19 protein-coding genes are annotated in these 18,985 nt (G+C 58.5%); 5 read left to right on the top strand and 14 right to left on the bottom strand.

Annotated elements, in window-relative coordinates:
* Window positions 1-92 precede the first annotated feature (92 nt).
* Both I9185_RS11915 and I9185_RS11910 read left to right on the top strand, forming a co-directional pair.
* Window positions 93-1,019: a DMT family transporter gene (locus tag I9185_RS11915; protein ID WP_210093164.1), complete on the top strand. Its 927-nt coding sequence runs from the start codon at window positions 93-95 to the stop codon at window positions 1,017-1,019.
* Window positions 1,020-1,284: 265 nt separating this feature from the next.
* Window positions 1,285-2,202 (top strand): endonuclease/exonuclease/phosphatase family protein, encoded by a 918-nt coding sequence (locus tag I9185_RS11910; RefSeq protein WP_171724046.1) that lies wholly within the window; start codon window positions 1,285-1,287, stop codon window positions 2,200-2,202.
* 47 nt (window positions 2,203-2,249) lie between these two features.
* On the opposite strand, the gene I9185_RS11905 is transcribed toward I9185_RS11910, so the two are convergent.
* On the bottom strand, window positions 2,250-2,786 hold the full coding sequence (locus I9185_RS11905) for an SRPBCC family protein (protein WP_210093163.1): 537 nt from the start codon (window positions 2,784-2,786) through the stop codon (window positions 2,250-2,252).
* A 98-nt stretch (window positions 2,787-2,884) separates the two neighbouring features.
* Window positions 2,885-3,535, bottom strand: coding sequence for a carbonic anhydrase (locus I9185_RS11900; RefSeq protein ID WP_152459543.1), 651 nt, complete (start codon window positions 3,533-3,535; stop codon window positions 2,885-2,887).
* 144 nt (window positions 3,536-3,679) lie between these two features.
* Here I9185_RS11900 and I9185_RS11895 point away from each other — a divergent pair, with 144 nt between their 5' ends.
* The 3 genes from I9185_RS11895 to I9185_RS11885 all read left to right on the top strand — a co-directional run bounded on the left by I9185_RS11895 (window position 3,680) and on the right by I9185_RS11885 (window position 6,249).
* The gene (locus I9185_RS11895) at window positions 3,680-4,069 is read left to right on the top strand and encodes a hypothetical protein (protein ID WP_170345768.1); all 390 of its coding nucleotides are present in this window, start codon (window positions 3,680-3,682) and stop codon (window positions 4,067-4,069) included.
* A gap of 63 nt (window positions 4,070-4,132) precedes the next feature.
* Window positions 4,133-5,515: a leucyl aminopeptidase family protein gene (locus I9185_RS11890; protein WP_210093162.1), complete on the top strand. Its 1,383-nt coding sequence runs from the start codon at window positions 4,133-4,135 to the stop codon at window positions 5,513-5,515.
* A complete protein-coding gene (locus I9185_RS11885) occupies window positions 5,512-6,249 on the top strand; it encodes a C40 family peptidase (protein WP_171724044.1) in 738 nt (245 codons plus the stop codon). Before I9185_RS11890 ends, I9185_RS11885 begins: the two co-directional genes overlap by 4 nt.
* Here I9185_RS11885 and I9185_RS11880 read toward each other — a convergent pair.
* The 12 genes from I9185_RS11880 to argJ all read right to left on the bottom strand — a co-directional run bounded on the left by I9185_RS11880 (window position 6,246) and on the right by argJ (window position 18,985).
* Complete coding sequence (locus I9185_RS11880) at window positions 6,246-6,596, bottom strand: DUF2794 domain-containing protein (RefSeq protein WP_117871396.1); 351 nt, start codon at window positions 6,594-6,596, stop codon at window positions 6,246-6,248. The genes I9185_RS11885 and I9185_RS11880 overlap by 4 nt on opposite strands.
* A gap of 73 nt (window positions 6,597-6,669) precedes the next feature.
* The gene (locus tag I9185_RS11875; protein ID WP_171230091.1) at window positions 6,670-8,334 is read right to left on the bottom strand and encodes an iron ABC transporter permease; all 1,665 of its coding nucleotides are present in this window, start codon (window positions 8,332-8,334) and stop codon (window positions 6,670-6,672) included.
* A 122-nt stretch (window positions 8,335-8,456) separates the two neighbouring features.
* Window positions 8,457-9,674, bottom strand: coding sequence for a phenylacetate--CoA ligase family protein (locus I9185_RS11870; protein WP_171635786.1), 1,218 nt, complete (start codon window positions 9,672-9,674; stop codon window positions 8,457-8,459).
* A 19-nt stretch (window positions 9,675-9,693) separates the two neighbouring features.
* The gene (locus I9185_RS11865) at window positions 9,694-10,527 is read right to left on the bottom strand and encodes an ABC transporter ATP-binding protein (protein WP_171724042.1); all 834 of its coding nucleotides are present in this window, start codon (window positions 10,525-10,527) and stop codon (window positions 9,694-9,696) included.
* Between the two features lie 107 nt (window positions 10,528-10,634).
* Window positions 10,635-11,918: an ABC transporter substrate-binding protein gene (locus tag I9185_RS11860; RefSeq protein ID WP_171635465.1), complete on the bottom strand. Its 1,284-nt coding sequence runs from the start codon at window positions 11,916-11,918 to the stop codon at window positions 10,635-10,637.
* Between the two features lie 74 nt (window positions 11,919-11,992).
* Window positions 11,993-13,069 (bottom strand): branched-chain amino acid ABC transporter permease, encoded by a 1,077-nt coding sequence (locus I9185_RS11855; protein WP_171635463.1) that lies wholly within the window; start codon window positions 13,067-13,069, stop codon window positions 11,993-11,995.
* A gap of 3 nt (window positions 13,070-13,072) precedes the next feature.
* The gene (locus tag I9185_RS11850) at window positions 13,073-13,330 is read right to left on the bottom strand and encodes a hypothetical protein (protein ID WP_210093161.1); all 258 of its coding nucleotides are present in this window, start codon (window positions 13,328-13,330) and stop codon (window positions 13,073-13,075) included.
* A 3-nt stretch (window positions 13,331-13,333) separates the two neighbouring features.
* Window positions 13,334-14,320 (bottom strand): branched-chain amino acid ABC transporter permease, encoded by a 987-nt coding sequence (locus I9185_RS11845; protein WP_171635458.1) that lies wholly within the window; start codon window positions 14,318-14,320, stop codon window positions 13,334-13,336.
* 29 nt (window positions 14,321-14,349) lie between these two features.
* Window positions 14,350-15,168, bottom strand: a complete 819-nt coding sequence (locus tag I9185_RS11840; protein ID WP_171116793.1) for an ABC transporter ATP-binding protein — start codon at window positions 15,166-15,168, stop codon at window positions 14,350-14,352.
* 78 nt (window positions 15,169-15,246) lie between these two features.
* Entirely contained in the window at window positions 15,247-17,190 is a 1,944-nt protein-coding gene (locus I9185_RS11835) for an AMP-binding protein (protein ID WP_171724166.1), read from the bottom strand.
* Window positions 17,191-17,363: 173 nt separating this feature from the next.
* Window positions 17,364-17,762, bottom strand: a complete 399-nt coding sequence (locus tag I9185_RS11830) for a (deoxy)nucleoside triphosphate pyrophosphohydrolase (protein ID WP_171635455.1) — start codon at window positions 17,760-17,762, stop codon at window positions 17,364-17,366.
* Window positions 17,759-18,985 (bottom strand): bifunctional glutamate N-acetyltransferase/amino-acid acetyltransferase ArgJ, encoded by a 1,227-nt coding sequence (gene argJ / locus I9185_RS11825; protein ID WP_210093160.1) that lies wholly within the window; start codon window positions 18,983-18,985, stop codon window positions 17,759-17,761. Before argJ ends, I9185_RS11830 begins: the two co-directional genes overlap by 4 nt.

Here is an 18,985-nt window from a genome sequence, read left to right as displayed (position 1 = left end):
TTTTGCGTTTCCCAATAGCTGGTTTACAGACGACGTGACGGTTCGGTCAGGTTGCTGATGCCAACGGAAATACTGCATGGTAGGTGTTAAAGATGGGCCGACCAACATCAACCAAGCACGATCCAATACCCTACGCCCTTGCCGGGGCGGGAGTGTTCTTTGCATCCATCTGTTTTGGCTTTGTACCCTATTTCAGCCGGGGTCTCACTGACCAGGGACTCGCGCCCTACGCAGTTGCGTTTTATCGGTACATCTTGACGGCGATCCTATTGTTGCCAACCCTTCTGAAGCATCGTTCAAACCGGCGGGAAATAGTCTGGGGTATGGCTGCGGGGGCAGTCATGGGGCTTGGGTGGGTCGGATATGTTACCGCACTTGAAACAGTGCCGGCATCAACGGTGGGTGTTCTTTACATGACCTACCCGGTGTTTACGATCATCATCGCTTGGGCGATATTCGCCGATCCGCCGACGCGGCGCAGCCTTGTTGCGGCCGGTTTGATTGTTCTTGCGGCAGGCATTGCAGGGTCTCCGGCATCCGTACCGATTGCCCAAATTCCAACGCTGCTTGTCTCTTTGGCTGCACCTTTCGGATTTGGCTTCGGCATATGCGTGCTTGTACACCGTCTTTCGCGAATTGCTCCTTTGGCCAGGATAGCGTCGGTTTCGTTGGGGTCGGTCGTCGGGCTAACCCCTTTGATTATCTCTTCGGAAATTGGCGAAGTCCTGCCAGCAGGCGGCAGTGACTGGTTTCTGATCGTCGGGATCGGTCTTATGACGGCACTGGTTCCCCAGCTGATTTACACCGTCTGTTCCCCTGTCATCGGGGCATCGCGCACGGCCGTTATCGGCAGCATTGAACTGCCGACAATGTTTGCCGTGGGCGTTTTTGCCTTCGGTGAAACAATCACAGGTGCGCAAGCAGTGGCCTGTGCCTTGGTTTTGAGCGCCATTGCACTTGCACAAAGTCGCGCAACACGAACCTTTACCACCGTGATCAGCAGTCAACGCCACAGGTGAGTCCGCGCCCGAGGTGGCCCGTCAATGCGCTCAACAGAACCGGCTCGGATCACCTCTTCCACCAAATCGGCACCTTCCGGTCCATCACCCGCATCCATCATGGCTGCGCTATGAACCTCGGTTAGGGTACAGTCTTGCGCGCGGTGAAAATCGCCAACCTGTTGACAAAACCAGACACGCTTGCCACCTAAAACTGAACCTTGTTCGTGGCGGATGTCGGAAGTCCGGAAAAAAACCGCCCGGTGCAAGGTAAAAGAGGCAGGGCATGCACATTTCGACCAGACGCAGGATTGCCAGAACCCTGACCATCGGATGCACATGCGTTCTGATGATACTGGTCGTCATTGGCTTTACGGGGCAGGTTTTTGCCGTGGGAGATTCAATCGCTCTGCTCCGGCCTCAGGCTGGTGTTTTGCTTCTCCCCTGCGCGGTAATTCTTCTTTTCATGCGCGCCAGATATCTTGCATTGGCCACCTTGGTCTTTTCCGGGATTGCCATCGGGTCAATTGCGGCCAGCGTTGCCGCGCCCTCGGACGATTGTGACGACACCTGCCTGACGCTGTACCAGAAGAACCTGATGAGCAAAGCCTGGCCCCGGTATTCGCTGGCCGATGATATCCTTGAATCAGACGCTCAGATCGTGACCTTGCAGGAAGTCTCCAGCCACAATCGCAAGTACATGAGCAATCTGTTCGAGCACTACCCCGAACAGGTGATCTGTGAATTCCGTCCTGAACAAAACGTCGCCATCCTGACGACCTTGCCGATTGTCGAGAATTCCGAGTTCTGTCTGCAAGGTTATGGGCTTGTGGGGTTACAGGTCAAAGCGCCCGGCGGTGACTTGGTCTGGGTTGTTTCAGTTCATCTAAACTGGCCATTTCCTTACGACCAGTCCAGACAAAGCCAGGTGATTGCCGACCGCATCAGCCAACTTGAAGGACCGGTTCTGATTGCCGGGGATTTCAATATGGTGCCCTGGGGCGAAAGCGTCAGACGGATCGGAGCAGCCGCAAACAACCAAAGCTTTGGAACCGTCCTGAACACCCACAACCTCGGCAGTTGGAAAATCCCATTGCCGATAGACAACCTGTTGTTCCCCAAAGGCACAACCGGAACAGTTGAGCTGCGCCCCTTCATGGGATCCGATCACCTGGGAAAGCTTGCCCGGTTTCGACTGGGCTAGGGCTTCGGTCAAGCACACCTCCGCATGCTTTCCCACAAACAAGCAGCCTAGCTTTGGTTTTCAACCAGTGCTTTCAGATTGGTCAGACCACGGTCATAGTCCTCGCCCACCCACGTATCCATCATCAAACCCATCCAGCGGGACATGGGATTCAGACCCAGATCCGAGTCAAACCCCCAGGTCACTCTGGTTCCCGCCCCGTCAGGCTCAAGGATGAAGGACGCTGTGGCAGTACCCATCGGGCCAAAATCCAGCGCCGTTTTGACCCGTTGGTTTTCCACGCTTTCGACGATTTCCTGTGATCCCGTACCGACCTGCGGGTGATCCGACGCCCAGTTCAGAGTGTTCCCGACTCCGGCGGCAGGGCCAGAATAGGTCAGTTTGGTTTCGGGGTCCCGGTGCAGCCACGGAGACCACTTTTCGGTTTCCTGCATCGAATTCACGTACGGAAAGATGGCGCTTGCCGGCGCGTCGATCGCGATGCTACGCGAAACTTCCGCCTTGCCCGGCAACAGATAGGAAACCGCGACCAGAACCAGAATACAAACGACCAATCCTGCGAAGATGCGCTTGATGACTTTCATGGCAGGCTCCAATCTTCAGGTGTAATGGGTGGAGTATACCAAAAACGGCCCTGAATCAGAGCCGCCATTGTTGTTTCGGATTTCCAGCTCTGTCACTGTCAGACCGGGACGAACTTTTTTTGGTAAGGGTCATAGCTTTCAAGCCCGCCTGCGCCGATATCCGTCCACAAGCCGTGCAAGCTCAGCGCGCCTTGATCAACGGCTGACGAGACGAAGGGGAAGGTCATCAAGTTTTCCAGCGAAGCGACAACCGATTGACGTTCGAACTGCCGGGCCTGTTCGACACCGTCCTCGATATCCGCGACCAGTTCGAATTTCGGCTTCAGAATATCCATCCAGCGGCCAACAAAGCTGTCCTTGGCATCCAGTTGCGGCGCCTGCCCCTTGCACATGTCGATGCAGCCCTGCACGCCGCCGCATTGCGAATGCCCCAGCACGATCAAATGAGCGACCTTGAGCGCCGTTACGGCGTATTCGATCGCGGCGCTGGTGCCGTGGTGGTCCCCGTCCGGTGCATAGGGCGGCACCAGGTTGGCGATATTGCGGTGAATAAAGAAATCGCCCTGGTCAGCGCCGAACATGGACGTGACGTGAACCCGGCTGTCGCAGCAGGATATGACCATGGCGCGGGGGCGTTGCCCTTCATCGGCGAGACGGCGATACCAGACCTGGTTTTCCGAATATGTTGTGGCCTTCCAACCGTGATACCGTTTTACAAGGTAGCTCGGCAGAGGTTTGGCAAATTCCATTTCAATGTCCCCGTTCTTGTCGCTGAAGGATGATCTAAACCGAATTCAACGAAAATTCGAGCCATTATCCAGTTTCCCCGCAAGGTTTTGCAAAGGAATTTTCTGCCAGGATCAACACCGCGCCGTGGGGGCGTTTGAACTAGGGTGAATGTGGTGGAAAAGATTATCACGCTTGAACATAAGGAATCCGTCCGTCTGGACTCGGATCAACTGAGCGGGCTGTACCGGCAACTTGGCGACAAGAATGCGCTGGATGTTCTGTGTCGCACGGTCGAAGAGCTTGCCGTGCGCCTGTCAAACTGCGAACGCTACTGGCGTCAGCGCGAATGGGCGGACCTGCGCAAATGCGCCAGGTCACTGGTCGCTATATCCGAACAGATCGGGATGACGGCCCTGGCCCGGGTGGCGGGTGACGTGGCCCACACCGTCGATGCCGGTGACGCCGTTGCGGCGGGCGCGACGCTTGGGCGTTTGATCCGCGTGGGCGAACGATCGCTGACCGCCGTCTGGGACCAGCAGGACCTTTCCGTCTGACAGGGGTTGCGGGCAGATCATGCGCGGCTAGTCTGTGCGCAGAAACCATCAGCCGAGACGCCCATGACCCTGTCCTTCGCCCCATCCTCTGACCCGTCCATACCGCTTCATGTGATTGCGCAGCCGGATTTGGACAGTTGGTTGCAGGACCAGCCGGATACCGTCCGGGCCTGGGTTGCCGCAAGCGGGTTTACAGGTGCGATGGGGCAGACCCTGCTGGTGCCAGGCGCGCATGGCGTGGTTGATTTTGTGCTGGCCGGGTATGGAACAGAAGACAAGCGCGCGCGAAAAAGGTTCCCATTGGCCGCCGCAGCCATGGCATTGCCCGAAGGAACCTATCATATCGCGTCCGGAATTCCCGCTGATCGTCTGGAAATGGAGTGCTTTGGCTGGTTGATGACAGGTTACACCTTCGATCGCTACGCGTCTCAATCTGCTGGAACCGCGGCGCTGGTTGCGCCCGAAGGTGTCGACGCCAACCGTATCGAAGCGATGGCCAATGCCGAAGTTCTGACCCGCGATCTGGTGAATACGCCAGCCTCGGATATGGGTCCTGAGCAGTTGCAGCAGGCGGCCGAGGCTCTGGCCGGTGAATTCGGTGCCGCGTACAGCGTGATCAGCGGCGCGGCCTTGCTGGAACAGAATTTTCCTATGATCCACACCGTAGGGCGCGCCGCCGAACAAGCCCCCCGGTTGATCGAGCTGAATTGGGGCAGCAGCGGCCCCAAACTGACTCTGGTCGGCAAGGGGGTGTGTTTCGATACGGGCGGATTGAACCTGAAACCGGGCGCATCCATGGGTCTGATGAAGAAAGACATGGGTGGCGCGGCCAATGTGTTGGGGTTGGCGCGGATGATCATGCAGCTGGGTTTTCCCCTGCAATTGAAGGTCTTGATACCGGCAGTCGAAAACGCGCTTGCCGGAAATGCCTTCCGCCCAGGGGACATCCTGACCTCTCGCAAGGGACTGACGGTCGAGATCAACAATACGGATGCCGAAGGGCGTCTGGTGCTTGCTGACGCGTTGGCGCTTGCTGAGGAAGGTGAACCCGATCTGGTGATCTCGATGGCGACGCTGACCGGGGCCGCCCGTGTGGCTGTGGGCCCCGATCTGGCACCTTTCTATACCGATGATCAGCGCTGCGCGTCTGCCCTGTCGAATGCCGCTGAGGCTTCGGCTGATCCGGTCTGGCGCATGCCGTTCCACACGCCCTATGAAGCGATGATTGAACCCGGCATCGCCGATCTGGACAACGCGCCGTCGGGCGGGTTTGCAGGGTCGATCACAGCCGCTCTGTTTCTGCGCAGGTTCGTGGGCACACGCCGCTACATCCATTTCGACATCTATTCCTGGCAGCCCAGCAAAGAGCCGGGGCGCACCAAGGGCGGTCTGGGTCAGGGACCTCGTGCCGTGCTGACGGCGTTGCCGGAGATATTGGGACTGTGACACGCCATCGAGTTTCCGCACCCGTTGTCGATTTGCTGCGCAGCCCAGACGGGCCACGCGACCGGCAATTGTTGTTCGGTGATACGGTTCAGATCGAGGAAACAAAGAGCGGGTGGAACAGGGTCATCGCAGACAAAGATGGGTATACCGGCTGGTTGCGAACAGATCAGCTGACGGCGGATGCGCCTGCGACGCATTGGATCACGGCGCCTGCAACGCATGCCTACCAGGAAGCGGATTTCAAAAGCCGCGATCTGGTGTCGCTGAGTTTCGGAAGCAAAATCCAAGCCAGGACCGAGACGGACCGGTTTGTTGAAACCGAACTGGGATATATCCCAAAGGTACACACGGCGCCGATGACCGAAAAGCCTGACGACCCGGTCGAAGTGGCCCAGCTGTTTCTGGGCACACCCTATTTGTGGGGCGGCAACAGCCGGTTCGGCATCGATTGTTCCGGGTTGGTTCAAGCGGCGCTTTTGGCTTGTGGCCTGCCGTGCCCCGGCGACAGCGGCGATCAGGAACGCGCTTTGGGCAAAACCGTGATCGAAGGGGGCCCTGCGCAACGGGGTGATCTGTTGTTCTGGAAAGGGCACGTGGCCTGGGTTTCGGGCCAAAACATGCTTTTGCATGCGAACGCCAGCCATATGGCGGTGGTATTCGAACCAATGGATCAGGCGATCCGCCGCATAATGGATCAGGGTGACGGGCCGGTCACGGCCCACAAAAGGCTCTAATCCGGGTTTACGGCCCGGATCAGCTTGCGTTCCAGTACCCGCAGTACTGCCCGCAGATCGTGGCCGCGTTTCAGGATGCGGCCATCCATACCTATGACGGAATACATTCCCTGCCGGGACCTCAGGCGCGGGTGCTTTTCGACGCGGTAGATCGGATGTTCTGCGGTGCGCCGAAAGATCGAGAACACCGCCATGTCGCGCAGGTTGGAAATACCATAGTCACGCCATTCTCCGGCGGCGACCATCCGACCATAAACGGATAGGATTTGAGACATCTCATGCCGGTCGAAAGCCACGGGCATCTGCGCTGCGCTTGCCGAGAACCGGCTGGGAGGCTGCATATTCATACCTCCAGCCTTGCCGGAAATCGTGTTTGAATCAAGCCTGATGCGCAGTTGTCCTACAATTGCGACACAAGTGTTACCGTCGGCCGACCTGACGGCAGATCAGGATTACAGGTAACAGACCCACCGCCAGAATGACCAGCGAAGGCACGGCGGCGCCCTCCAGCCTCTCATCCGAGGCCAGCCGATACGCCTGCACCGCCAATGTGTCGAAATTGAACGGGCGCATGATCAGCGTGGCGGGAAGTTCTTTCATCACGTCCACGAACACGATCAGCAGGGCCGTCAGCAGCGAGGGGGTCAGAATCGGCAGGTGAACCCGTCGCAATGTTCCCAACGGCGTCTGCCCCAGTGAACGGGCTGCGGCGTCCATATTCGCATGTACAGTGCTTTGGCCCCCCTCATACGCGCTAAGCGCGGCAGCCAGGAAGCGCACCATGTAGGCAGCGACCAGCAGCCAGATGGAACCTGTCACCAACAGCCCCGTGGATACGTCGAAGGTCTGTCGCATCCAGACGTCCAGCGCGTTGTCAAAACTCGCAAAGGGGACGATCAATCCAACCGCAATGACGCCACCGGGAACGGCATATCCCAGACGCGCCATATATGCGGTCGCAGACGAGGCGCGCCCGGGCCTCAGACGTTGAAAGAACCCGACACTGATCGCCGCAAAGACGGTGATGACCGCCGCCGTACCAGCAAGTATCAACGAATTCTGGATGAAACCGATATAACGCTGCGACAGCAGGTTCTGTTCGGAGTCCAGGCCCATCTCGACCAGAATGATGACGGGCAGCAAAAAACCGAAAAGAACGGGTATTGCACACAGCAGAAATGCCCCGCAGGCGCGCAGACCCGTCAGATTTGCCGCCGGTTGCGCCACATGCTGTTTCCCCGCCTGATAGTATTTTGCCTTGCCACGCTGGGTGCGCTCGGCCACGGCCATGATCAGGGCAAAGACCAGCAGGCACAGGGCCAGTTGCGCCGCTGCCGCACGATCGGCCATGGAAAACCAGCTTGTGTAGATCCCGGTGGCAAAGGTCTGTACGCCGAAATACGACACGGTTCCGAAATCTGCGATGGTCTCCATGACGGCCAGCAGAACGCCGCCTGCAATGGCGGGTCGCGCCATCGGCAGTGACACGCGCCGAAAAGCCAGCCATGGATTGTTACCCAGCGCCCGCGCTGCCAGAAACGCGGTTGCGCTTTGTTGCAGGAACGCAGCCCGCGCAAGCAGATAGACATAAGGGTAAAGCACAAGGATCAACATGACCGCCGCACCCTCGGTCGAGCGGATTTCCGGGAACCAATAGTCGCGCGGGCCCCACCCCGTTACATCACGCAGCGTGCTTTGAACGATGCCCGGGTGATCCAGAATGAAGGTGTAGGCATAGGCCAGAACATACGCCGGAAAGGCCAGCGGAAGGACCAGTGCGATCTCCAGAAACCGCACGCCGGGAAAACGGGTCATCGTTACCAGCCAAGCCGCCCCGGTGCCGATGCTGAACGTGCCGGCCGCAACCAGGACCACAAGAATCAGGGTCGTCGCGATATAGCCGGGCAGCACCGTCTCCATCAGGTGCGAGATCGTGTCCGTTCCCCCGGTTACAGCCGCCAGGACCACGGCGATCATCGGCAAAAGGCACGCGGCAGCCACGACATAGGCGATCCCCGCCAGCAGTCGGGTACCGCGTACACCGCGATTGCGCGATCCGTTCTGTGAAAACTCGATTTCGGCCATCATCCCGGCTTGTGATTGGCAAAGGCGAAGGGTTCGCCTTTAATCGACCAAAAAGCTCGGAAACACCAGTGCATCGGTCAACAAATCTGCGGCACAAACTGCCGCAGATCTGAAAAACACCGCTATTCGTAGACGCGCTGATCCTCGATCACCACCCCGTCCTTGGGAAGGGATCCGGGGGCCACGACCTCGATCGCACCTTTCAGTTTCAACACTTCGGCCACTGACTTGGCATATGCCGGGTCGTCACCGCGCGGACTTTCGATCCGGACCGTCATCGTGTCCATCTCACCCTGGCGGGCTGCAATAACGCGGGCTTTGACAATTTCCTCATGCTTGTCGACCAGGGCCGCAACCTGTTCCGGGCGCACAAACATACCCTTGATCTTGGTGGTCTGATCGGCGCGACCCATCCAGCCTTTGATCCGGGTGTTGGTCCGGCCACAGGGCGAAACACCCGGCATGACGGCAGAAAGATCCCCGGTCGCAAAGCGGATCAGAGGGTAATCCGGGTTGAGAGAGGTTACAACAACCTCGCCCACCTCGCCCGGCTCTACCGGGGTTCCGGTTCCGGGCGTCACGATTTCGACGATCACATGTTCGTCGATGATCATCCCTTCCATCGCGGCGCTTTCATAGGCGATATTACCCAAATCCGCCGTCGCATAGCATTGCAGGCACGAAATACCGCGATCCGCATATTCCTGACGCAAAGACGGGAACAGCGCGCCACCACCAACAGCGGCCTTGGAGAAATTCAGCGAAACGCCCATCTCGTCAGCCTTGTCCAGGATGACTTTCAGATAATCAGGCGTGCCCGCATAGGCGGTGCAGCCAACGTCACGCGCGGCTGTCACCTGCAATTCGGTCTGCCCGGTTCCCGCCGGCAGAACGGCAGCACCAACAGCGCGGGCGCCGTTTTCAAAGATCATGCCAGCCGGTGTCAGGTGATAGCCAAAGCAGTTCTGAACAATATCGCCAGCTGCAACACCAGCGGCATGCAGGAACCGGCCCATGCGCCACCAGTCGTGATCGGTGCTGCCCGGTTCATAGATCGGCCCGGGGGACTGGAACACGTGATGAAAGTGGCGCGCGGGCTTCACGGTGAACCCACCAAAAGGGGGGCGTTCCGCCTGCGCCCGGATCAGGTCCGATTTGCGCAGCACCGGCAACATCGGCAAATCATCTGCCGAGACCACCTTGTTAGTGTCTGATTCAGAAAAATGTGCAGCAAACCCGGGGGCAGATGCAGCACGTTTGATTTGCTCTACCAGCGCCGCGGCCTGATCCGAAGCGCGTTCGTCCGCCGAGCGTGTTTCGAGTGCGTCGAAATACATCATCGCCATATCCTCCATCCGCTCACAGCCACCTCTTGCGGCGACGATAGGACCGCACATCGCGAAAACTTTTGCGGCCTTCATCCGACATGCCAAGGTAGAATTCCTTGACATCCGGGTTCTCGCGCAGTTCGGCGGCCGGGCCATCCATCACTACGCGCCCGGATTCCAGAATGTATCCGTAATGCGCGAACCGAAGGGCAACATTTGTGTTCTGCTCGGCCAACAGGAAGGAAACGCCCTCTTTCTCGTTGAGATCCTTCACGATGCCGAAAATCTCTTCGACCAACTGCGGCGCAAGCCCCATCGAAGGTTCGTCCAGCAGGATCGTCTCGGGGCGCGACATCAAAGCCCGGCCCATGGCAACCATCTGCTGTTCACCACCCGACGTATAGCCTGCCTGCGAGCGGCGGCGCTCTTTCAGGCGGGGGAAATAATTGTAGACCAGCTCCAGATCCTGTTGGATCGCTGCGCTGCCGTCCTTGCGGGTATACGCGCCCGTCAGCAGGTTTTCTTCAACCGTCAGGTGTTCGAAACAGTGACGGCCTTCCATCACCTGAATCACGCCTTTTTCAACCAATACGGCGGGGTCGCTTTCGTGTACGTTCTGGCCACGATACTTGATCGTGCCTTTCGTGACTTCGCCGCGTTCTGAATGCAGCAGGTTCGACACTGCCTTGAGCGTGGTCGTCTTGCCCGCGCCATTGCCCCCCAGCAAGGCCGTAATACCGCCCTTGGGCACAGTCAGGCTTACGCCCTTCAGCACGAGGATCACGTGGTTGTAGATCACCTCGATATTGTTGACCTCAAGCAGGTTTTCCGCCTGCACGTCAGTGGTTTGTGCCGCATCAAGCATCAGCGCGTGTCCTCATGCCTGTCCCCTTCGGGACTGTTCGTGAGGAGCGGCGGCAAACCGCCGCTCCGGAGTTTTGAGAGCCGGCCTCAGCCGGGAAGAAACCGACTTTATTCGCAGCGCGGTTCGATGTTGTTTTCGGCCGCATACGCTGCCGAGTCTTCCGCGATAAGCTGGCCGATCACTTCCTGATCAGTTGGCATAAAGTCCTGAAGCTTGTTCCAGGTACCGGTCGAGGCATCCCATTGAACAACACCCACCAGACCCGGGCCGCCATGGTTTTCACAAGTCACGCTGAATTCGGGACCAAATCCACTCATGCCCAGAGATTCCATCTTGGCATTGGTGATCTCCAGCGCCTCCATACCGTCGCGCATCATCGCTGGGGTGATATCGGTCACGCCATGGATTTCTTGTGCGGTCTTGATGGCTTCAGCCGCCAACATCGCTGCGTAGAGACCACGGTTGTATTGCACCGCGCCCAGTTGATCACCGGCGCCCGCAGCTTTACCCGAATCGACGACGTATTTCTTTAGGTCGTCGTAAACCGGGTAGTCATCGCCCAGACCGGTGAATGTAAGCGCCTTGTAACCGGTTGCTTTATCACCAGCAGGCTCAACGTCGAATTCTGCGCCCGACCACCAGACACCGATGAAGTTTTCCATTGGGAAACGGATGTTCGCAGCTTCCTGAATTGCGACCTGGTTCATCACGCCCCAGCCCCACATGACCACGTAATCCGGCTTTTCACGACGGATTTGCAACCACTGCGACTTCTGCTCCTGACCCGGGTGGTCCACTGGCAGCAGCGTCAGCTCATACCCATGCTTTTCAGCCAGCATTTCCAAAGTGCGGATCGGCTCCTTGCCATAGGCAGAGTTGTGATAGACCAGCGCGATTTTTTTACCGTTCAGGTCACCATCGTTTTCGCTCAGCAGATAGTTGATCGCGCCCGAAGCTCCGTTCCAATAGTTGGCCGGATAGTTGAACACGTTGCTGAACACCTTCCCGTTTGCAGCCGAAGTGCGGCCATACCCCATCGTGTGCAGCGGAATTCCGTCTGCCGTCACTTTGGGGATCAACTGATAGGTGATACCAGTCGACAAAGGCTGATAAACCAATGCACCTTCGCCTTTGGTCGATTCATAGCATTCCACACCCTTTTCGGTATTATAGCCGGTTTCACATTCAACCACCCGGATCGGTTCTCCTCCGATACCGCCATCCCGCTCATTGAGCAGAGTGAAATAGTCGTTGTAGCCGTCCGAGAACGGGATACCGCCTGCAGCATATGGCCCGGTGCGATAGCTGAGATCAGGGATCACAAGATCCGCCATCGCTGGCCCAGCGGCCATAAGGGCGCTCAGCGCCACGGTTGCCAGTTTCTTGTTCATCGGGTGTATCCTCCCTTGATTGATCCGATGGTGTATTCGGGTTTTCGCACCCGTCTTTTTGATTGGGCCTACCCTTAGTGCGGGAACGGCCAGAGTCTGAGTTTCTCTTTCGCGACGCGCCACAGCTGTGCCAGCCCATGGGGTTCGAGGATCAGGAACATGATGATCAGGGCGCCGACAATCACCAGCTGAAGATGGGCAACGATATCTGTGGGCCAGCCCAGCACATCGACGCCGACCACTTTCAGGACCACCGGCAAAAGCACAAGGAATGCAGCGCCCGCAAAGGATCCGAAAATAGAGCCTAACCCGCCGATAATGACCATGAACAGAACCAGGAACGATTTTTGGATGCCAAAGACTTCACCGACCTCAACCGCGCCCAGATAGACCGCAAAGAACAGTGCGCCCGCGATGCCCACGAAGAACGAGCTTACGGCAAAGGCGGTCAGTTTCGCCTTGAGCGGGTTCACCCCGATGATCTCGGCGGCGATGTCCATATCGCGGATCGCCATCCATGTCCGCCCTGTCGTACCGCGTGTCAGGTTGCGCGCAACGAGGGCGCAGACGGTCAGGAAAATCAGACAGAACAGATAGGTGGCCCAGGCCGATGCATTCGGACCGGTGATGATGATGCCGAAAACATCCCGTTCCGGCGCGTTGATCTGCCCCGAAGCCGAGTAATTGTAGAACCACGGCACTCGGTTGAACAGCCAGACCAGAAAGAACTGCGCCGCCAGCGTCGCCACCGCAAGGTAAAACCCCTTGATCCGCAATGACGGCAAGCCGAACAGCACGCCCACGATGGCGGTGATGCCACCGGCCAGGATCACATGGATGAACATCGACACGTCTGGAAAGGCGGTCATCAACTTGTAGCAGGCATAGGCCCCAACGGCCATGAAGCCCCCGGTACCCAGGCTGACCTGCCCGCAATACCCCACAAGAATGTTCAGCCCAATGGCCGCGATCGCATAGATGAGGAAGGGCAGCAGAAGTGCGTTGGCCCAATAGTCGTTGATGATGAACGGAATGATCCCGAAGGCCACCGCCAGCACCACATAGTACCGATACCGATCGAACTTGATCGGGAAAGTCTGGCTGTCATCCACGTAGGAGGTTTTGAAATCTCCGGCCTCACGATAGAACATGTCTTACTTTCCCCATTGTTCCTGCGCCCGATTCCGGGCTTCGGCGTCCAGTTGATTGGACCCTTTGGCATATCCGCTCGCCTCCGAGGCGCGCACCAGTTTCAGGTAGGCCAGAACCCCCATGATCAGCCCGGCAAAGGCCAGGATCGCTGCAATCGTCAGTTGGCTTTCGGTCAGATCGTCTGATGTGAGGGCGATGTAGCCAAAAGCCCAGAACCCCGCCCATGCGATCACGTTGATGATGGCGATCAGCTTGGTCATGCCCTATACCCTCTCGATGATCTTCTCTCCGAACAGGCCTTGCGGCCTGAACACTAGGAAGATCAGCGCCAGCACATAGGCAAACCAGTTCTCGGTTGCGCCACCGACCATCGGTCCGATTGCGAATTCGAACAGCTTTTCACCCACGCCGATGATCAGGCCGCCCACGATGGCGCCTGGGATCGAGGTGAACCCGCCCAGCATCAGCACCGGCAACGCCTTGAGCGCGATCAGCGACAGCGAGAACTGGACGCCTGATTTGGTGCCCCACATGATGCCCGCGACCAGAGCGACAAACCCGGCCACCGACCAGACCATGACCCAGATGAAGTTCAGCGATATGCCCACCGAAAGCGCCGCCTGATGGTCATCCGCCACCGCGCGCATGGCCCGGCCCTGCTTGGTGTACTGGCTGAACGCCACCAGAGCGGCTACCAACAGCGCCGCGATGACCGTCGCCACGATGTCCAGATTGTCGATGAAGAAGCCGTAGTCGAAGATGTTATAGGTGGTCTCGTCAATCCACAGATTGATACCCTGCGGCAGACCCACATCCAGCGTCTTGATTTCAGACCCCCACATCAGGTCGGCCACGCCTTCAAGGAAGTACGCCAGACCGATGGTCGCCATAAACAGAATGATCGGTTCCTGCCCCACCAGATGGCGCATGACGAACCGCTGCACGGCCCAGGCCAGCAATACCATCACACCCATCGTCAGAATGATCGCGAACAGCGCTGGCACATTCCACCCGAAATAATGGATATGGGTGCCGAAAGTCGCGTTGATCAGATGGGCAAACGGCACCTGCCCATTCATAATCCCGACCAGCGTCATCGCCGCGAACAGGGCCATAACCCCTTGGGCATAGTTGAAAATACCGGACGCCTTGTAGATCAGCACAAAGCCCAGCGCGACCAGCGCATAAAGCACCCCGGCCATCAGACCGTTGAGGATGACCTCCATCGCGAAGATAAGTTGTTCAGGCATGCCAGCCCCTCCCCAATTCTGCCCAGAGCTTAATCATGGCTGACCCCCAGATAGGCGTCGATGACTTCCTGGTTGTTGCGCACCTCATCCGGTGTGCCGTCGCCGATCTTCTTGCCGTAATCCATCACGACCACCCGGTCGCTCAGATCCATCACAACGCCCATATCGTGCTCGATCAGGGCGATGGTGGTGCCGAATTCGTCATTCACGTCGAGGATAAAGCGGCTCATGTCCTCTTTCTCTTCGACGTTCATGCCCGCCATGGGCTCATCCAGCAGCAGCAGCTTGGGCTCTGCCGCCAGCGCGCGGGCCAGTTCGACGCGTTTCTTCAGACCGTAGGGCAAGCGCGATACCGGCGTCTTGCGGATGTGCTGAATTTCAAGGAAGTCGATGATCTTTTCGACCGCCTCGCGGTTTTGCACCTCTTCCGCTTCGGCCTTGCCGCGCCAGATCGCCTGCTGGAGGATGTTGGTCTTCATGAAGTTCAGACGACCCGTCATCACGTTGTCCAGAACGCTCATACCCTCGAACAGCGCGATATTCTGGAACGTCCGCGCGATTCCCTGCTGGGCGACTTCAAAAGGCCGCATCGGCGGGCGTCTGGACCCATGGAACCAGACCTCGCCTTCCTGCGGAACATAGAATCCCGAGATCACGTTCAGCATCGAGGATTTCCCGGCGCCGTTCGGCCCGATGATGGCGCGGATCTCGCCTTCGCGGATATCGAACGAGATATCCTTGATCGCCACCACACCGCCAAAGCGCAAGGTGATGTTCTTCATCTCCATCACCACACCGCCGATCTTGCGACCGTCTTCGGTGACATATCCTTCGGAATTATCCAGCATCGGTCACTCCCTGACTTGCGCGAAAACGGGACGGCGGGCGGGGCGATGACCGCAGGTCGAGCGGCGCTCGTGCGGCCCTCATTCTGCGGCAACCTTGTGTTGGGCGACGGGAACAACCGGCGCGTCCACAATCTCCAGCGTCGCCGAGATCGATCCTTTGCGACCATCCTCATAGGTCACCTCGGTCGTGGTCGAAACCGTCTTGGACCCGTCATAAAGCGCGGCAATGATGTCGCTGAACTTGTCCTCGACAAACCCGCGCCGCACCTTTCGGGTCCGGGTCATCTCGCCATCGTCGGCATCCAGTTCCTTGTGCAGAACCACAAAGCGGTGCACCTGACAGCCCGACAGCATCTCGTCAGCGGCGACCGACTTGTTCACCTCTTCCACATGGGCCTTGATCGTCTCTAACACACGCGGATGTCCCGCCAGTTCCTGATACGAGGCATAGGCCACGTTGTTGCGCTCGGCCCAGTTGCCGACCGCGGTCAGATCGATATTGATGAAGGCGACGCAGCGATCCTTGCCATTGCCGAACAGCACCGCCTCCAGAATATCCGGATAGAACTTCAGCTTGTTCTCGACATATTTCGGCGCGAACATCGACCCGTCGGCCATCTTGCCCACGTCCTTGGCGCGGTCGATGATCCGCAGATGACCCGAGCTTTCCTCGATGAACCCCGCGTCGCCCGTGGCCACCCAGCCTTCAGGGTCCTTGGTTGATGCGGTCGAGTCCGGGTTCTTGAAATATTCGACGAAAACGCCGGGCGAGCGGTAGTGTATCTCGCCCTTGTCGTCGATCCTGATCTCGACATCGGGGGCCGGGACGCCAACGGTGTCGGCGCGCACCTCGCCGTCGGGCTGGACGGTGATGAACACGGTCGCCTCGGTTTGGCCGTACAACTGTTTCAGGTTGATGCCTAAAGAGCGATAGAAATCAAAGATCTCCGGCCCGATCGCCTCACCCGCCGTATAGCCCACCCGAAAGCGCCCATATCCCAGCGTGTCTTTGAGCGGCCCGTAAACCAACAGATTGCCCAGCGCATATTTCACCTTGTCACCCAAGCTCACCGGCTTGCCATCCAGCAACCGACCGCCGACCTTCTTGGCATGCGCCATGAAGTAGTGGAACATGCGCTGCTTGAGCTTGCTGGCATCCTCCATTCGGATCATCACATTGGTCAGCTGGCTTTCAAATACGCGCGGCGGCGCGAAGAAATAGGTCGGCCCGATCTCGCGCAGGTCGGTCATCATCGTGTCGGCGCTTTCGGGGCAGTTCACGCAGAACCCGCACCAATAAGCCTGACCGATGGAAAAGATGAAATCCCCGACCCAGGCCATCGGCAGATAGGACAGGATGTCTTCGTTGCGGGTCAGGTGGTCGAATTCGGCTGAGTTCTTTGCACTTTCGATCACGTTGCGGTTCGACAGCACCACGCCCTTGGGCTTGCCCGTGGTACCCGAAGTATAGAGCATCACGCAGGTGTCGTCATAGGTGATCTCGCCGATGCGCCTGTCCAGTTCGGCGTCGAAACGCGCATGACCGGCGCTGCCCTCGGCCTTGATGTCGTCAAGGGCATTCATCTGGCTGTGGTCGTATTTCCGCATACCGCGCTTGTCGGTATAGAGGATGTGTTTGACCTGATGCAGGTTTTCCTGAATCTCGATGACCTTGTCGACCTGCTCCTGATCGCCGCAGACGACATATTTCGCCCCGCAATGCTCCAGCACATAGGCCATCTCTTCGGCAACCGCGTCTTGATAGAGAGGGACCGGAATGGCACCGACCATCTGCGCCGCAACCATTGACCAGTAATGTGCCGGACGGTTGCGCCCGATTACGGCGATGTGGTCACCCTTTTCAACGCCAAGTTCAAGAAATCCAAGCGCCAGCGCGCGGATTTCGGCGGCCGTTTCCGCCCAGGTCCAGCATTGCCAGATCCCGAATTCCTTTTCGCGGTAAGCCGGGGCATCCCCGAACTGCGTCGCATTGCGATGTAGCAGCGCCGGAAGGGAGTGCATCCCCTCGGCGCCCGACTGCGTCTGAGCCAATTCTATCTCTCCTCCCCATCCGGCCCCGGGTCGGGCCGGAACGGCGTCGCCGGGTCAGACCGGAACGCTGCTGCCCCGATTAAGGACAAGGAGGACGATCAGCGTCAACTTTTTCGTAATGTTTTCTCAATTCTTACGAATTGTTACAGCCAATCCCGCAAAATCGGAATCAGCGGCACATCCGCCGCCGGCATCGGAAAGTTCCGCAGGTCATTCGCGCGCACCCATTTCAGCGCCTGGCCCTCTTTCGACTGCGGAATACCCTCCCATTTGCGGCAGGCGAACAGCGGCATCAGCAGGTGGAAATCATCATAGCTGTGGCTGGCAAAGGTCAGCGGTGCTAGGCACGAGGCCCAGGTGTCGATGCCCAGTTCCTCGTGCAATTCCCGGATCAGGGCGGCCTCGGGGGTTTCGCCGGGCTCGATCTTGCCACCGGGGAATTCCCACAGTCCGGCCATGGATTTGCCTTCGGGACGTTGGGCCAGCAGCACGCGGCCCTCGATGTCGATCAGGGCGACAGCAGAGACTAACACGGTTTTCACGAGCGATAATCCGCGTTGATCTCGATATAGCCGTGGGTCAGATCACAGGTCCAGACGGTGGATTTCCCTTCGCCCAGCCCCAGATCAACCGCAATCACGAGGTCCTTGCCTTTCATATAGGCGGCGGTGGCGTCTTCGCGATAATCCGGGCTGACCCAGCCGTTCTCGGCCACAAGAATATCACCGAATGAAATGCTGAGCGTGTCGCGATCCGCTGCCGCGCCCGACTTGCCGATGGCCATGACGATGCGGCCCCAGTTCGGGTCTTCACCGGCGATGGCAGTTTTCACCAGAGGGGAGTTGGCGATGGCCAGACCGTGGGTCTTGGCGTCAGCGTCCGAGGCGGCTCCGGTCACGCGGATTTCCACGAATTTCGTGGCGCCTTCCCCGTCACGCACCACTTGTTGCGCGAGGTCCAGCATCACTGTTTCCAAAGCCCGCGCAAAAGCGGCATCGCCGGTGGCATCAACGCCCGAAGATCCGGTCGCACACAGCAGCAGACTGTCCGAGGTCGAGGTGTCGCTGTCCACAGTGATGCAGTTGAAGGTGCGATCTGTCTGGGCGCTCAGCATTTCCTGCAACGCCGATTGCTCAACCTGTGCGTCGGTGAAGATATAGACCAGCATCGTCGCCATGTCTGGCGCGATCATTCCAGAACCCTTCGCAATCCCTGCAATAGAGACTGTTTTGCCACCGATTTCGACCTGTGCGCTCGCCCCTTTGGGAAACGTGTCCGTCGTCATGATCGCCCGCGCGGCATCTTCGATGGCATGGCGGCTGAGGCCGGATTTCAACGCTTCAAGCTGCGATATGATGCGATCATGTGGCAGCGGTTCACCGATGACACCGGTGGATGAGGTAAAGACCCGTTCGACGGGGACGCCGGTCGCTTTGGAAACGGCCTGTGTCACCTCGGCAACCGATGTCTGGCCATAGTGGCCGGTGAACGCGTTCGCATTGCCCGAGTTCACAAGGATCGCCGCAGGTCCATCACTGGGGCCTCCTATTTTCTTCTGACAATCCAGAACCGGTGCCGCGCGGGTGGCCGAGCGGGTGAAGACACCCGCCACCGACGTGCCCGGATCAAGAACAGCCAGCATGACATCCGTGCGACCCTGATAGCGCACACCCGCTTCGACGGTGGCAAAACGCACACCGTCAATCGCAGGCAGTTCAGGGAAAGACGCCGGCGCCAGCGGCGATACCTTCGTGATCGTGGCCAC

The sequence above is a fragment of the Ruegeria sp. HKCCSP346 genome, from assembly GCF_017872595.1.
Classification (GTDB): Bacteria; Pseudomonadota; Alphaproteobacteria; order Rhodobacterales; family Rhodobacteraceae; genus Ruegeria.
This window is presented reverse-complemented; position numbering and strand designations above follow the sequence as displayed.